Raw genomic sequence first — 14,069 nt, forward strand, 5'->3', positions numbered from 1 at the left:
TCCCCTTGTTCTGGCGCATGTTATCTTCCATGATGCCAAAATCATTTTACCCTCTATCCAATAGGCATAACATGAACAAACGCGAACTTGGCCGTACTGGCATTATGGTGAGTGAACTCTGCCTTGGTACAATGACCTTTGGCCAGCAGAACACGCAGGCTGAAGGGCATGCCCAGCTTGATCTGGCGCTGGAACGGGGTATCAATTTTATCGACACAGCCGAACTTTACGCCATTCCGCCGCGGGCCGAGACATATGGAGCAACGGAAACCATTATCGGCAACTGGCTTAAAGCCCGGGGCGGACGCGAAAAACTGGTTATTGCCAGCAAGGTTGTGGGGCGTTCATCATCCCCGTGGTATCGGCCGGGTGGTGAGCAGGCGCGCCTGACCCCCCGCCAGATCCGCTATGCTCTGGAAGGTTCCCTACGCCGCCTGGGCACAGATTATATTGACCTGTACCAGCTCCATTGGCCCGACCGCACTATTGGCCTGTTTGGAGAAGGCGGGACCACGTTCAAGGACCTCCCGCCAGATGATTCCGTGCCGGTGGAGGAAACACTGGGCGTGCTGGGCGACCTTGTGGCTGAAGGGAAAATCCGCCATGTCGGCCTTTCCAACGAGACAGCATGGGGTGTTGCCAGTTTTCTGGCGGCTTCCAAAACCGGTCTGCCGCGTGTTGCATCCATTCAGAACGCGTACAACCTGATCAATCGTACGTTCGAAATCGGGCTGGCAGAAATGGCTCTGCGTGAGCGTGTGGGGCTTCTGGCCTATTCTCCCCTCGCCCAAGGTTACCTGACGGGCAAATACCTGGATGGTGCCCGGCCGCCCGGTGCGCGTACGACCCTTTTTAATCGCGCTCAGCGTTACGAAAAACCCGGTGTGGACGAGGCAATCCGTGCTTACATGGACCTCGCCCGGCAGGAAGGGCTGAACCCGGTGCAACTGGCTATAGCTTTTGTAACAAGTAGGCCGTTTGTTACGTCCAATATTATTGGCGCAACCAGCATAGAGCAGCTTGAAACCATTCTTGGTTCTCTGGATCTGGTAATTACTCCTGAATTGGAAGCAAAAATAAACGCGATCCATCAGGTTCACTCCAACCCGGCTCCCTGATTGCTCTATAATTTATGATGACTGTGTGCCGCACGAGATTAAAAAGCAGAATAGCGCGCTTGGCGCTGAGTGCCTGCTTTGCGTCTTTGGCGGCATTCGGTATGCTGGCACGACCAGTTCTGGCCGCGCCAGAGTTGAGCAAAGCGGCGCAGCAAATCCGTAATGAAGCGCATATAACCGGCGCAGCCCGTTTTACTGCGCCGGACTTCAAGCCCGGTTTAGTGCGGCATATGGTTATGTTCCGCTTTAACCCACAAACAACACAGGCCGAGCGCAATGAGGTTACAAAACGCTTCATTGCACTACGCCACCTTTCCCGTCGTTCAGATGGTTCAGCGCCAGTCCTCTCGATTGAAACCGGACCACAGATCAGTGGAGAAAATGCGGATATTGGCTTGGAACAGGCTTACCTGGTGACCTTCCGGTCCGAGGGAGACCGTAATTTTTACGTTGGGCGCCCAATTGTAACCGATCCACGTTATTTTGATCCTGCGCATGACGCCTTTAAAGCGTTTGCCGCGCCGTATCTGGAAAAAGTCGTTGTTTTTGACTTTCCCGTAGAGGCAAGCGGGCAGCACTGAACACCACACAGAGCTACTGAATGTGCAGCCCCTTCATTTTGCGGTAAAGGGTCGCCCGACTAATACCCAGACTACGAGCTGTGGCGGCCACATTGCCGTGGCTGGCCGCTAGTGCGGATCTGACTACGCTTTCTTCCGCTTTTTGCAGGCTTATTTCGGAACCTGATTCCAGCTCTGTCAGCAGGTTGGGGTGGTCTTTGATCATGTCATCCGTCCATCCCATCATCAGGCGGGCGGCATGTGTTGCTCCGGTCACATCTCCATCGCCATTCAGGGCGACGAGAAGGGAGGAGCATCCCTCAGCTGGACCAAGGGTCAGGATTTTCTGGCCTGCATAATGTTCACGAAAAAGGTGTTCTTCTATGCGGCGGCCTGACTGCAGCAGAGTATCCATGACCAGCGCGGCGTAGGGTCTGGTGCTGTTTCCACTGGGGGCGGCCAGATTGAGGGCTCCCGCTACATGCCCCTGAGCATCAAAAACCGGAACGGCATAGCTCGCCAGAAGTGAAAAGCAGAACCGCCAGTGTTCCCCCTGCCCCAGAAATATAGGACATTTTTCCTTTACACATGTGCCAACACCATTCGTGCCTGCAGCGGATTCATGCCAGATGGCTCCTTTGCGCAAATGGAGCCTGCGGCAGACTGACAAATGGGTTTCGTCCACACAGCGGGCCAGAATGGTTGCATCCGGGTCTGCCAGTAGCACCATAAGACCCATGCCCTGCACCAGCTCAAAAAGCCGCCGCATCTCCCCCATGGCAGATTTTAGCAAAAGGGATGAACGCCCACTGACCTGCCTGAATTCTGCCCCGGATAACACATCGGCTATCCACCCCTGTGAGGGGTCCAGATTATAGGCAGAGGCACATCGCTCCCATGACTGCTGGATACAGGTATCGCTTGTCGCTGGAGTTCTCTCGTGCACCGGGTGTGGCAGAATATCGTCTTCCGCTATTCTTGCCCTGCTCTGGTTGCCATTCATGCAGTCTTCCACCAGTTAACCCGTACTATCCTTTGCGTGCGCGACAAAGATGTGAGGCCTGAACCCGGTCGGCATGATACTGCACATTATAACAGGATTTAAAGAAAATTTTACCTCAACGTGAAAGAGTGGGATGTTGCTTATGCATTTCTTTTACCAAAGGTAGACAAACTTCACATAATACGCGTTGGTTTCGGGCGTATTGCGCGCCTCGAGGGAGTGTGAATAACGGCCAGTTACCGAAAAATGCTTGGAAATGTTATACATCAACCCCAGCCCCAATGTTGTTTCCCTGCTATTGGAATCATTAAGGTAACGTTTGGCCGAATTGTCGTATGTGCCGGTTACATTCTGCCAGTCAAACGCAACAAACGGTTCCAGTTTTTGAGTTGCTTTCCAGCTGAAGCGTAAATTGGAGTAAAACACCACGCCGGGTGAATAACTATGAGCACCCTTTACGTGTTTTGTTGAACCTACAACGGTGCCGGCATCCCCATCGAAGCTGAAGTGTTCCCACTCATAGTCAAATATAAAGCTGGAAATATTGGACCAGTAATGGGGTGATGTTGCATCACGGGTCCCTTCTGGCGTCTGCATAAAGGTCTGTATGCCAAAGGTGCTGTGTGCATTGGGTTTGAACCACGCAGCTGGCCCTACAATGGTTGGCCCCAGCCCCCCATAATCCGTGCCATTCGCCAGAGAATAACTCTCGGACTGGATCAGCTCAAAGGCAAAACCTACGTGGGGAATGGCTTCAAAACTGCGGAAATGCACATATTTGGTCATGCCCGCCCACGTATGGCTGCCCCCACGGGCCTGCCGCTGGCCCAGGCTGTTATATGTGCTGCCCGCAGCGTTTCCATCCCCATACTGCACCAGCACGTTAAAGGGTTTGAAATCGACCGGCAGATCATATTCGTGCGGGCCAATAATGCCGAGTGTCACATCCGCAGCGTAAGCGGGAGACGCATAAACCAGAACCACACCGGGTATGACGAGGCGAAGCAAAGAGCGCAGCCGCTCCGGCTTTTCTGTCAGACGCATCAGAAGGATTTCCGTATTCAAAAAGAAACGGGGCTCCAGAAAAATCAGGAGCCCCGCATGGAAGGCGCGTTACTGGGCTTTGGAGCCCTGTGCGCCATCGATCGTGTAGGCGATGATGTAATCACCGCTACGGGTACCAAGGCCCCCGTGGCCGCCTGCAGCAATCACAACGTACTGCTTGCCGCCTGCCTCATAAGACATGGGGGTTGCCTGACCACCTGCTGGCAGACGGTCCTGCCAGATGACCTGACCTGTGGAGAGGTCAAAACCACGCAGGTAATCATCTGCTGTGGCGCCCATGAACACCACGCCGCCTTTGGTCACAATGTTCCCGCCAATGTTATACATGCCTGTAGGCAGTGGCAGGTTGTTGTGGGTGCGGAAAGGCCCTGTATCCCGCGTGGTGCCAACCGGGTGCTGCCAGACGATCTTCTTGGTGACAAGATCAATCGCGGTCAGTGTGCCCCAGACCGGCCCTTTGCAGGGGATCTGCAGCGGATTCAGCCAGGGGTTGGTGTAGGCAATGTACGGCGTGCCATAGTCAGGTGAAACAGATAGTGCATCGCCTTTGGCAGCGGGTTCCTCGCCTTTACCGTCCCATTTCGGCAGGGTGCCGGGGCCTTCCAGCGTCTGGCGTTTTTCCAGACGGATACGGAACGGCAGGTAGCTTGCATTGGCCAGCAGAAGCTTGCGCTGCGGGTCAATGGTAATACCCTGCCAGTCCACAACGCCATAGAACGCGGGATAGACAATGGTGGTCTGGCCCAGATGTGGCGGCGTAAACTGCCCATCATAAGCAGACTGACGGTACTGGATGCGGCAGATCATCTGGTCCAGCAGGGTTGCGCCCCACATGTCAGATTCTTTCAGATCCGGCGGCGTAAGGGAGGGCATGGCCGTGGGGTATGGCTGGGTGGGCGATACGCGGTCATCTGCCACATGCCCGGCCGTGGGTACGGGTTTTTCCGCAACCGGATAACCGGGAACAGGCTGGCCCGTACGGCGGTCAAGCACAAAGAATTCCCCACGCTTGGTGCTCTGGACCAGAGCGGGAATGCTTTCCCCATTCGGGCCGGGCAGGTCCACCATGGATGGGCCGGAAGGAATATCCATATCCCACAGGTCATGGTGCACGGTCTGGTAAATCCAGCGACGTTCACCGGTTTCAATATCCAGAGCAACCGTGGCGCTGGAAGAGGCATCGTCAAACGGACGGCGCGAGCCACCCCAGTTGTCTGGCGGAGAGTTGCCGGTAGGAATGTAAACCAGCCCCAGATCAAGGTCAGCCGTGTAAACGCCCCAGGCATTCGGGGTGTCACGCGTCAGCACATCATTCGGGCCGGGTTTCCATGTTTCGGGGTTGTGGCCAACGTCCCATGCCCATTCAATGGCACCTGTAGTGGCGTTGAATGCGCGAATGGCACCGGAAGGTTCAAAATTGGCCTGGTTATCAAAAATCCAGCCACCGGTAATCAGGCGGTTTTTGGCCACCATGGGGGGCGATGTCACAAAGTGGAAACCATGCGGCACGTGGCCAAGGTAATCGCGCAGGGAGATAAAGCCATGGTCGCCGAAATCATCACACGGCTGGCCGGTTTCGGCATTCACAGCAACCATACGCACGTCTGCCACAGGGGAGTAGATGCGGTTGCGGCAGCTGGTCTGAATTTCGTCCGGGACGTGGTAGTAGGAAACACCACGGCAGGCCAGATACACGTTTTTGTCCAGATCAGCCGTTGCAGGCTTGGGGTCAAACTTCCACTTGACCTTCCCTGTCAGGGCATCCACAGCCATCACCCAACTATGGGGGGTGCACATGTAAAGTGTGTCACCCACCTTGATCGGGGTCAGCTCCAGATTGAACTCATGCCCCTGATCAGGCCCGGCAACGGTGCCCTCACCATCCTGCTGCACGTCGCCCGTACGGGTCATCCATGCACGTTTGAGATGGCTGATATTGGCGGGAGTGATCTGCCCGATGGGAGAGTAGCGGTCCCCCCCAACCGTGCGGCCATAAGCTGACCAGTCTGCATCTGCCACACCATTGGCAGCAAGATCAGTCTGCCCCTGTGCGGCCATGCGATCAGCCGGTACCGTACCGTTAATGGAGTAAGAGGCAAAGCAGCTAGCCACAACCACAAGAGTGGAAACGGCAACTGCCCCCAGCACTTCACGCTTGTCGGTCAGCCAGTCTGCCCCTGTACGCCAGACCCATGGCAGCAGGAGCCATGCCCCGAGGCCAATGAGCGTAAACAGCCGAACTTCCAGCCCCCAGATATTGAAGCCAACTTCAATAAGGGACCAGACCGTTGCTACCAGCAGCAGGGCTGCGTACAGGCGGCTGGCAAGCTTTGGGTTTTTAAAACCACTGAAAGCTGCCGCCAGCATAACGCCGCCCGCCAGAATATAGAACCAGGATCCGCCCAGGAAGAGCAGTTCTGCCCCACCAAAAAACAGGAAAAGCCCGATCAGAGCCAGTAAGGCTGAGGTTATAATTGAAAATAACCCCTTATTACTCTCTCGCATGTTGTGTGTCTCTCTGAATGTGTTCAGTCGGCCCGAAACATGGAGGGCAGGCCGCTACACCGCCCCTGTCCACAGCCAATTTCGTTTGATGAACAGGAAGCACCCAGAAATTGCCACAGTTGATATGGCCGTGCTCACAGATGTTTGTAGCAAAAAACCTAACCTGTTTCAGATATGAGACAGGTTAGCCAAGCTACAGGTATTTTGAGGCGAAAGAACCGGTCCAATGCCGGCGGAATGTGGGCCTTAAGCGCCAGTCCGATAAAACGGAAAATAGATGCATGGTGCCAGATACAAAAACCGAATGAAAATATGGTGCGCCGGGCAGGACTTGAACCCGCGACCAAGCCGTTATGAGCGGCCCGCTCTAACCAACTGAGCTACCAGCGCACGATATTGTAGGCGTTACCCCGGATTACCATGGGCACGCCTTCTGCCTTAGCCATACAGATCATCTTGTAAGCTGAAAAGACATGCTGGCATATTTTTCAGGCTATATCCGGCCTCTGCGTTGTTATTAACATGTGGAACCCAAGCCGGCCCGCCAGATGGCGAGCCAGGTATGCGCGACAAAACGAGTATCAAGACCGCTAAAGTGTTATTTATTGGGCCTTAGTGGATACCATGCCACAAACTGATAAAGGCTCATCCCGTTGACGCAGCGTTGTGGGATATGAGCATTGAATGCATATTTCACATATCGTCATTCCATGACGCAGGGGATTATTTTCTGGCACAAGGAGTGAGTAAAGATTTTCATAATGTGAAAGGTTAAAATCAATAGGAATATAGATTGCATGTTAATAAAAAAATCTAATAATTTTATTTTCAAAATTAATAATAATCGCAAAGAATGTCATGATATGAAATGCAAATTTAGAAATAAAACATTTATAAAAATGGCATTGTTTTGTTTTATTTTTTCGGAAACATCCTGTTCTCCCTATTGGAATCCCGATCCTATGCGTCCGGAGCATTTATCTGCAGTTCTGGAAGCAGGTACATTATGCCAGTCCATCCAACACTCCCGGCATGCATCAGAGTTTATACGCCAGCAGATGCAAATACTTGTTACGAATAGTCCTGCGTATAAGCGAACACACCACCACCCTATTGTAAATCAGCCCTACAAAGAACCAGACGGAGTGGACGAAAAAGATGCGCGCTGTCCAGTTCATACAAAAATTAAGGGGAAAAAATTTCTTAGTATTTATAATCTGGAAAAAATAAAACACGTCAATGCAGATGGAAAAGTTCAGGATATTTATTATGAATATTTGGTTATAATTTCGAATGATTTTTATAAGCTCGAGTATCCGCAATTACCAGCGTATCACCACAAAAAAACGACACCAACAATTAGTAAACCTCAACCCCAAACCCCTTTGGACTTATGGATGTCAGAGCAGATATATTATCCTATGGAAGCAGCCAGAAGTGGCATTGAAGGCTATACAACAATGAAAATTTGGATTGGTCCTCAGGGAAAAATTCAATCCGTACGTTTTTCCAAATCATCCGGTAGCATTCTTCTCGACAATGCAGCAATGGGTATGTTTGTGGGAAAAACTGTACCAAATCTATCTCATAGTAAAAAACCGAAGAAAATTACGGTAATAATAAAGTATACATTGGTGCAAAATTAATATTAATGGCTGTTCCCTGCGGTTTTAACATCCCGATGGACTAATCCCACCCTATCCCCAGAAAACTAGCCCACCTTCCCGGCTGCCACGTGCGGCTTTATTCATATCCGGACAACCGAATGAATGACCCGATCAGCATGGCGGCAGATCTGTGCCGCCAGTTCGAGGGGCTGCGTCTTGCCCCCTACCTTTGCCCCGCCGGTTACTTGTCCATTGGCTACGGGAACCGCTTTCTGGCCAACGGGGCCGCCGTAACAGCCAGAACCGCACCCATTACGGCGGAGCAGGCAGACGCTCTGCTGCTGCTCACGCTCCGGCGCATCCAGCCCGAACTGCACCAGCTCGTGCATGCTCCGCTGCTCCCCGGCAGGGAGGCAGCGTTGCTGGACTTTGCTTTCAACCTTGGATTGTCGGCCCTCGCCGGGTCCACGCTGCTCAAACTGCTCAATGCTGGCCACGACATGCAGGCTGGAGAGCAGCTTCTGCTGTGGGACCACATGCACAAAAACGGACAGCTCATCACCGTGCCAGGGCTGACACGCAGGCGGCAAGCCGAATGGCATCTGTGGGTCGGTGCGTTATGAGTTATTAGTTCCGGGACAGCTCTTGGTAGCCTGAACGCGATGGATGGCATCCAGCTTCCCTTTTTCGCGAGCGAACTGCTCCTTTTTGTCTTCATCCAACATGCCGGAAAGCGGGACACCCACAGCAAGAACTGTCCATGTATCAGTCTTATGGGCACGCCTCTGGCTGTTGTACAACTGCGAGACCGTATCGGCCTGCTTCAGTTCACTTTCTCCAAGCTGCTGACATGACAGGCTGGCGTATGCCGTATCAGGCACATACTCAGCTTTAATTTTATCGGGGCTAGTGGCGCAGGCGGACAGAGCAAGACCCATTGTCAGAAGCAGATATTTTTTCATGTGATCCTCGTGAATGCGGTTTGTCCATGCCTCACGCAGATCAGCATGGAAATAGTCTGAACCCCTTCCTAACCTTACCAAACAGAAAGAAACAATATGCCTCCTCTAAAAAAAGTTGTCGCATACCTGCGGCAGCCCCCCCCCTTTTTTGCCCTTGGCCTGTTCCTGGGCACGCTGGTGGCAACGTGGTTCCATGTCATCACATCAGATGCCAGTGCCGCCCTGCTGGTTGCCGTGTTGCCCCTGCTGGCGAGCGACAACAGCGGACTGCTTACCGCCCTGACCGGCCAGCGGGACGATCTGGCCAAGGCCATGCAGGCCGTGGCCAGCCACAAGGACATTGGCCCTGCGGCTGTCCGGATTATTGCCGATACGTTGCCTGCTGGCTCCCTGTTCGGGGCCACGGCATCAGCCCTGAACACTGTGGCCGCATCAGCTCCGGCCAATACGGGTAAAAGCATCGGTTCCAGTTGTGCCGGTCCTGCTGGTAGGCGTTCTGGGCTTTGGCCTGGCAGCCTGTGGAGAGACACCACAGGCCAAACTTCGGCAGACCGTGTTTGACGCGGCCAGCGTTTACCATGTGGCCGCAAGCCCCATGCCTGATGTGATGGCAGGCAAAGTGCCGGGGGTGCATCTGAGCGATGAACAGAAGTCCTGGTCAAGAAATCCAGCCAGACCGTGGTGAACGAGCTGACTGTTTTGGAGACGGCCATCCAGAACAATAACACCCTGACCCAGACCAGTGTTTCCGGCCTCCAGTCGGCGCTGCTTTCGTTCCAGACCTGCTGGGCAGGTGTAAAGACGGACACCATCCCGGATGCCTGCAAGACGGGAGACACCAGCAAATGAGTACAGCCGAAACCATGGAAGGCATTGCCGCCGCTTCTGGCGCGATCCTTGGCGTTGTGGGGGAAGTGGTGGAACTGGCCGAAAAATACGGGCCGGAAATCTACGCCACCATCATTGCCGCAATCGAGCAGAGCAAATCCGGCACTGGCCCGACCGATGCGGATATTCAGGTGATTATTGCCAAGTGCGTGGCCGATAACACTGCGATCCAGAACGCATGACGCCCGATAACGAGTTCTTTCTGATCTTGGGAGGCGGGGCCGTTGGCCTCGCCTTTGTTCTGTTTGCCGCAACCGTGCGCTGGCTCAGAACCCGTGCGGATAAGGAAGACGATCTATGAACCGATTTGTGAACTTGCGTAAATTCGCAAGTTTTGGACTGCTGCTGTTGGCATCCGCCTGCTCCAGCCTACCTCTGCGAGCCAAGCATGATCTGTTGGGCATGAACCGGTCCGACTTGATTGCATGTGCTGGGGTGCCAGACAACGTGGCCACTCTGCCAGACGGCGAGGTTCTCCAGTGGCGGCAGGACCAGCAAGTGCAAGGTCCATTTACGATCAAGGGGCCAATGAGCCTAGAACTGGACCTATCCGGTCATGGCACCTGCCACCTTGTCGTCCGGTTGCGGCAGGAGCGCGTGGCGCAGGTGGAATACACTGGGCCAAATGCCACCCTTCTGGGGCCTTACTCAGCTTGTCGGCCACTGGTGCTGGCTTGCGAACAGATTTCAATATTACAAAAGGAAAATATGCAACACGAATTCAAAAATTAAGTGACTGTTTCAGAAGTCCACAAACAATCACTAATTAACTTTTCCTCCGAAGAACAAACACTTATACCCGATACCAAGCAAAAGAAAAGAACTTCCATAAATCAAAAAGACACCAGCCCATTCTATTGGTCTTTTGATATCTTCATCAGAATAAAAACCAAATTTTGATAAAAATACCCCTATTAATAAGGCCCAAGATGCTCGATAAGAATCAAACATCTTATTGTCTGAAAAGAAATTTAGTCCTTTTTCAGATATCCTTATAAAAGAAGACCATGGACCATTATTGCTCGAAATTTTATTATTACTAGACAGAGTGTTTCTCCTTAAATTCCCTTGCCTCATTTATAGATTTCCAAACAAACAGCATAGAAACCAAAAGAAGCAATAATGACCAAGATGAACCTTTATTATTTCCTGATAAATAATAATAAATAAACAATGAAGCAAATATTAAATTTGCAGTTGATCCAATCGCAAAAGTATAAACCGCCCTTTCAGGGAGGTGTAAATTATCCCGCTCCACTTCTGTATTTTCAAGAAAATAAATTGAATTTGGCAATTTAATTTCTATACTAGGAACTCTTTCATTTTGCACAGGAACATTGGCAAGCCAATTTTTGAAATTAGACATATAATCAACTGGAATGTCTTGAGGTTTACAAGTTACATTTTCCTTCAAAAATTGAGAAGAGCTTTCTTCAATATTACGAATTTCTGAATAATTAACTGGCGGAGCGCAATACATAATATATCAATTCTCCGAAATATACTTCAAAATATCATCCATAAATTTATCGATGATCTTAGAAAGAATGGGAGTAGATATAGGTTCTTTAAATATAGATGTATTTAAATCTATATTTTTCCCGATGCCATAATTCTCATGCGCAGAAAAAGAACTTGAAGAAAAATCTTCATCTGATATTCGTAAGTTTACATTCCGTTGTTTAAAGCTATTCATGGAAAAAATATTGTTAACTCGGAATGAAGTTCCGTCAATTTCCTCCTTGACTGGGACATTGTATTTAAATTTCACTTCTGTTGAGTTTTTGGGGACAGTCTCATTTTTGAGAATATCTTTGTTAAAGTGCTCAACAGATTCCCACTCACTATCATAGATTTTCCCGAGATTAGTTATTACCCCGAATCTATTGCACGAAATGGACGATGAAAGAATTTTGGATTTTTCCCTAAGAGACGAAACAGCGGCTTCAACATTAGTTAAAATGGGGGGCAGCCCATTTTCTGGCAACTTATTCCCCAAGGGGGTTATCCACATATCAATACGATTTTTTTGCACACCTAAAATAAAGCTCGAGTCTTCACATGCCCCCCCCAAAACAGCTCCGGGATAATTCATTGGATTGGGCGTGCCATCTTTAAAGATCATGGCGGGTTCATTGACCATGACTTTATTCCAACACTCCATAGCTTCAACATTTTGGTTCGGAACTAAAAAGAACGCTGTTTGGATATTGTTGCACAGCCAGTTCACAGTTTAATCGTCCTTACAAAGAAAGTGGGCATTTGGTGCTTAAAGCCTACATATAGATAGTCTTAAAAAACATTCTCGATTTTCGCAATATCATGTTGCTAAGCTTATAAAAACAAACGTGGAAATATAGCGTGCGGCGCAAATTTGTTTCAGAATTTTGCGAATTACGTGTGTTTACATCGAAGCGGACACCTTAAAAAGGTGCACGGATTTTGCACGGATTGATGTGGCTTAATATGGTTCGATATGGTCCAATAGGGACCGATATAAACCGATAGCACACTTATTGTTTTGTGGATTGTTTTCTGTAACCCGCAGAAAACTAGGGCAAACCGTGGTGGGTGCGACAGGGATTGAACCTGTGACCCCCGCCGTGTGAAGGCGATGCTCTACCGCTGAGCTACGCACCCGGTTTGTGAGGGCTTGATACATCTATCACGAAGGGTTTGGCAAGAGGTGATTTGCCATTAAAGTCAAAAAAATCAAATATTTTGCAACCGGTCTTCACTGCGGGAATGAATAAGGAGAAACCATGCTCTTTCAGGAGCAGGAAAAACGGAATTTTGTCACCAACCGGCGGTTAGGCAGTTCTCTGGCCATGATTGCCGGAGCCATAAATGTCGCTGGTTTTATGGATTTTGGATATTACTGTGCCAACATGACGGGCAACGCTTCTGCAATGGCTCTGAATTTGCAGGATGGAAAGCTCCTTGATGGCTTTCGTGCCATGGAACTGAGCGGGAGCTTTGTTCTGGGGGCCATCGTGTGCACATTTTTGGTCAACCGTGGGCGCAGGCGGCACTGGCATGCGGCTTATGCCTTTAGTATTCTGCTGGAAGCCGTCATGCTCGCCTTACTGGGGCTGGCCAGCGCTTTTATGCTGTTTGGCCCACACAGCTTTATTCCTGCGTTAACGCTCTGTTTTCTCATGGGTTTGCAGAACGCAACCGTTACCCGCATTTCAGGCTCAGTTGTGCGGACAACGCACATTACCGGCATGCTGACGGATCTGGGAATGGAAATTGCCGACTGGCTGGATGCTTGGCGGCACAAGATCGGGCCAGAACACCGCTATACCATTACCCAAAGGTTACGACTGCATTTGCAGATTATCTGCTGCTTTGTTGGTGGAGGCGTTGTCGGGGCCTTTGTTTATCACGTCTGGCCCACATATTTTTTGTTTGTCACTGCGGCTCTGCTGGCATCGTGCGCTTTGCCCGGTATGGTCGCGAATTCGCTCACCAGCTTTGCAAAAAGACAGACATAACCCACTGGCAGAGCCTTGCTCTGCCCATCTGGTTGGCTTCTCTCGTATATACAGCCGACCAGATGGGCAAAGGCTGGGATTTTAAGCCAGCACTTCCGGGTTCAGGCGGTAGCCACCGCCTTCGGTTACCAGCAGGGATGCATGGGCCGGATCGGGCTCGATTTTCTGCCGCAGGCGATAAATATGGGTTTCCAGCGTATGCGTGGTAACCGCCGCGTTGTAACCCCATACCTCGTTCAGCAACACCTGCCGTGGAACCGGGCGTGTGCCTGCGCGGTAAAGGAATTTCAGAATGGCAGTTTCTTTTTCCGTCAGCCGGATACGGCGGTTTTTAACCGGTTCCAGCAGCAGCTTGGCAGAGGGACGGAAAGTGTATGGACCGATCGAGAAAACAGCATCTTCGCTGTTTTCAAACAGGCGCAATTGCGCACGCAGTCGGGCCAGAAGCTCGGCAATGCGGAAGGGTTTTGCAACGTAATCGTTGGCACCGGCATCCAGACCGCGCACGATGTCGGCCTCATCATCCGAGCCGGTCAGCATGATCACCGGCATGCGCAGCCCTTCTTTGCGCAGCTCAGCACAGAAATCTCTGCCATCGCCGTCCGGTAATGAGACATCAAGCAAGATGGCATCACACCGGGCATCCGGGCCTTTCATTTTCTCGCGTGCTTCTGCCAGCGTGGCGGCTTCCTGAACCAGAAACTCACCATCAACCTGTAGCTGTTCCGTCAAAGCGCGGCGGATAACCTGATCGTCGTCAACAACCAAAATGGGGCGTGCACCCGTCATGTGGTTCCATCTCCTTGTGTCAGCCTTCTATAAGTGGCTGCCTGACCTATTCTTTTGCTATCGTGCCACGAATCT

General features: G+C 51.3%; 17 protein-coding genes and 2 tRNA genes. 10 read left to right on the forward strand and 9 right to left on the reverse strand.

The window, feature by feature from the left end; genetic code table 11:
• The first annotated feature begins 71 nt into the window (after positions 1-71).
• Positions 72-1,118: an aldo/keto reductase gene (locus HK20_RS09105; protein ID WP_086646761.1), complete on the forward strand. Its 1,047-nt coding sequence runs from the start codon at positions 72-74 to the stop codon at positions 1,116-1,118.
• Positions 1,119-1,219: 101 nt separating this feature from the next.
• Complete coding sequence (locus HK20_RS09110) at positions 1,220-1,699, forward strand: Dabb family protein (RefSeq protein ID WP_198943911.1); 480 nt, start codon at positions 1,220-1,222, stop codon at positions 1,697-1,699.
• Positions 1,700-1,712: 13 nt separating this feature from the next.
• Here the strand turns inward: HK20_RS09110 and HK20_RS09115 are convergent, their stop codons facing one another.
• From HK20_RS09115 to HK20_RS09130, 4 genes are all read right to left on the reverse strand, one after another.
• Positions 1,713-2,681: a helix-turn-helix domain-containing protein gene (locus HK20_RS09115; RefSeq protein WP_086646858.1), complete on the reverse strand. Its 969-nt coding sequence runs from the start codon at positions 2,679-2,681 to the stop codon at positions 1,713-1,715.
• Between the two features lie 153 nt (positions 2,682-2,834).
• Positions 2,835-3,725, reverse strand: coding sequence for a transporter (locus tag HK20_RS09120; RefSeq protein WP_086646763.1), 891 nt, complete (start codon positions 3,723-3,725; stop codon positions 2,835-2,837).
• A 69-nt stretch (positions 3,726-3,794) separates the two neighbouring features.
• Positions 3,795-6,251 carry a membrane-bound PQQ-dependent dehydrogenase, glucose/quinate/shikimate family gene (locus tag HK20_RS09125; RefSeq protein ID WP_086646764.1) on the reverse strand — a complete coding sequence of 819 codons (2,457 nt, stop codon included), beginning with the start codon at positions 6,249-6,251 and terminating at the stop codon, positions 3,795-3,797.
• Positions 6,252-6,564: 313 nt separating this feature from the next.
• A tRNA-Ile gene (locus HK20_RS09130) sits at positions 6,565-6,641 on the reverse strand.
• A gap of 407 nt (positions 6,642-7,048) precedes the next feature.
• On the opposite strand from HK20_RS09130, the gene HK20_RS09135 reads away from it, so the two are divergent.
• Together HK20_RS09135 and HK20_RS09140 are read left to right on the forward strand one after the other, a co-directional pair.
• Positions 7,049-7,897: an energy transducer TonB gene (locus tag HK20_RS09135; RefSeq protein WP_086646765.1), complete on the forward strand. Its 849-nt coding sequence runs from the start codon at positions 7,049-7,051 to the stop codon at positions 7,895-7,897.
• Between the two features lie 119 nt (positions 7,898-8,016).
• Positions 8,017-8,481, forward strand: a complete 465-nt coding sequence (locus HK20_RS09140; RefSeq protein WP_086646766.1) for a lysozyme — start codon at positions 8,017-8,019, stop codon at positions 8,479-8,481.
• Here HK20_RS09140 and HK20_RS09145 read toward each other — a convergent pair.
• Positions 8,476-8,820, reverse strand: a complete 345-nt coding sequence (locus HK20_RS09145; protein WP_086646767.1) for a hypothetical protein — start codon at positions 8,818-8,820, stop codon at positions 8,476-8,478. The two genes, HK20_RS09140 and HK20_RS09145, sit on opposite strands and share 6 nt — an antisense overlap.
• Positions 8,821-8,916: 96 nt before the next feature.
• Here HK20_RS09145 and HK20_RS09150 point away from each other — a divergent pair, with 96 nt between their 5' ends.
• From HK20_RS09150 to HK20_RS09165, 5 genes are all read left to right on the forward strand, one after another.
• A complete protein-coding gene (locus tag HK20_RS09150; protein ID WP_086646768.1) occupies positions 8,917-9,381 on the forward strand; it encodes a hypothetical protein in 465 nt (154 codons plus the stop codon).
• 117 nt (positions 9,382-9,498) lie between these two features.
• Positions 9,499-9,669 carry a hypothetical protein gene (locus HK20_RS13230; RefSeq protein WP_233129153.1) on the forward strand — a complete coding sequence of 57 codons (171 nt, stop codon included), beginning with the start codon at positions 9,499-9,501 and terminating at the stop codon, positions 9,667-9,669.
• Positions 9,666-9,890, forward strand: coding sequence for a hypothetical protein (locus tag HK20_RS09160; protein ID WP_233129154.1), 225 nt, complete (start codon positions 9,666-9,668; stop codon positions 9,888-9,890). Before HK20_RS13230 ends, HK20_RS09160 begins: the two co-directional genes overlap by 4 nt.
• A complete protein-coding gene (locus tag HK20_RS13305) occupies positions 9,887-10,009 on the forward strand; it encodes a hypothetical protein (RefSeq protein WP_255375219.1) in 123 nt (40 codons plus the stop codon). Before HK20_RS09160 ends, HK20_RS13305 begins: the two co-directional genes overlap by 4 nt.
• Positions 10,006-10,440, forward strand: a complete 435-nt coding sequence (locus HK20_RS09165; protein ID WP_086646769.1) for a hypothetical protein — start codon at positions 10,006-10,008, stop codon at positions 10,438-10,440. The genes HK20_RS13305 and HK20_RS09165 overlap by 4 nt, the downstream gene beginning before the upstream one ends.
• Positions 10,441-10,747: 307 nt before the next feature.
• On the opposite strand, the gene HK20_RS12840 is transcribed toward HK20_RS09165, so the two are convergent.
• From HK20_RS12840 to HK20_RS09175, 3 genes are all read right to left on the reverse strand, one after another.
• A complete protein-coding gene (locus HK20_RS12840) occupies positions 10,748-11,122 on the reverse strand; it encodes a hypothetical protein (RefSeq protein WP_158093050.1) in 375 nt (124 codons plus the stop codon).
• A 72-nt stretch (positions 11,123-11,194) separates the two neighbouring features.
• Positions 11,195-11,938: a hypothetical protein gene (locus HK20_RS09170; RefSeq protein WP_143296485.1), complete on the reverse strand. Its 744-nt coding sequence runs from the start codon at positions 11,936-11,938 to the stop codon at positions 11,195-11,197.
• A 335-nt stretch (positions 11,939-12,273) separates the two neighbouring features.
• Positions 12,274-12,348: transfer RNA gene (locus HK20_RS09175), tRNA-Val, on the reverse strand.
• A 122-nt stretch (positions 12,349-12,470) separates the two neighbouring features.
• Here HK20_RS09175 and HK20_RS09180 point away from each other — a divergent pair.
• On the forward strand, positions 12,471-13,205 hold the full coding sequence (locus HK20_RS09180) for a YoaK family protein (RefSeq protein WP_086646771.1): 735 nt from the start codon (positions 12,471-12,473) through the stop codon (positions 13,203-13,205).
• A gap of 81 nt (positions 13,206-13,286) precedes the next feature.
• Here the strand turns inward: HK20_RS09180 and HK20_RS09185 are convergent, their stop codons facing one another.
• Positions 13,287-13,994 (reverse strand): response regulator transcription factor, encoded by a 708-nt coding sequence (locus HK20_RS09185; protein ID WP_086646772.1) that lies wholly within the window; start codon positions 13,992-13,994, stop codon positions 13,287-13,289.
• Positions 13,995-14,069: the final 75 nt, after the last annotated feature.

The sequence above is a fragment of the Acetobacter sp. DsW_54 genome (assembly GCF_002153575.1).
In the GTDB taxonomy this organism is placed as follows: Bacteria; Pseudomonadota; Alphaproteobacteria; order Acetobacterales; family Acetobacteraceae; genus Acetobacter; species Acetobacter fabarum.

Excerpts from the sequence above, each read along its gene's own strand:
- HK20_RS09165 (WP_086646769.1), top strand. The coding sequence starts at position 10,006 with ATGAACCGATTTGTGAACTTGCGTAAATTCGCAAGTTTTGGACTGCTG.
- HK20_RS09135 (WP_086646765.1), top strand. The coding sequence starts at position 7,049 with ATGTTAATAAAAAAATCTAATAATTTTATTTTCAAAATTAATAATAAT.
- HK20_RS09115 (WP_086646858.1), bottom strand. The coding sequence starts at position 2,681 with ATGAATGGCAACCAGAGCAGGGCAAGAATAGCGGAAGACGATATTCTG.
- HK20_RS09145 (WP_086646767.1), bottom strand. The coding sequence starts at position 8,820 with ATGAAAAAATATCTGCTTCTGACAATGGGTCTTGCTCTGTCCGCCTGC.
- HK20_RS13305 (WP_255375219.1), top strand. The coding sequence starts at position 9,887 with ATGACGCCCGATAACGAGTTCTTTCTGATCTTGGGAGGCGGGGCCGTT.
- HK20_RS09140 (WP_086646766.1), top strand. The coding sequence starts at position 8,017 with ATGAATGACCCGATCAGCATGGCGGCAGATCTGTGCCGCCAGTTCGAG.
- HK20_RS09185 (WP_086646772.1), bottom strand. The coding sequence starts at position 13,994 with ATGACGGGTGCACGCCCCATTTTGGTTGTTGACGACGATCAGGTTATC.
- HK20_RS09105 (WP_086646761.1), top strand. The coding sequence starts at position 72 with ATGAACAAACGCGAACTTGGCCGTACTGGCATTATGGTGAGTGAACTC.
- HK20_RS09180 (WP_086646771.1), top strand. The coding sequence starts at position 12,471 with ATGCTCTTTCAGGAGCAGGAAAAACGGAATTTTGTCACCAACCGGCGG.
- HK20_RS09150 (WP_086646768.1), top strand. The coding sequence starts at position 8,917 with ATGCCTCCTCTAAAAAAAGTTGTCGCATACCTGCGGCAGCCCCCCCCC.
- HK20_RS09110 (WP_198943911.1), top strand. The coding sequence starts at position 1,220 with ATGCTGGCACGACCAGTTCTGGCCGCGCCAGAGTTGAGCAAAGCGGCG.
- HK20_RS09160 (WP_233129154.1), top strand. The coding sequence starts at position 9,666 with ATGAGTACAGCCGAAACCATGGAAGGCATTGCCGCCGCTTCTGGCGCG.
- HK20_RS09120 (WP_086646763.1), bottom strand. The coding sequence starts at position 3,725 with ATGCGTCTGACAGAAAAGCCGGAGCGGCTGCGCTCTTTGCTTCGCCTC.
- HK20_RS09125 (WP_086646764.1), bottom strand. The coding sequence starts at position 6,251 with ATGCGAGAGAGTAATAAGGGGTTATTTTCAATTATAACCTCAGCCTTA.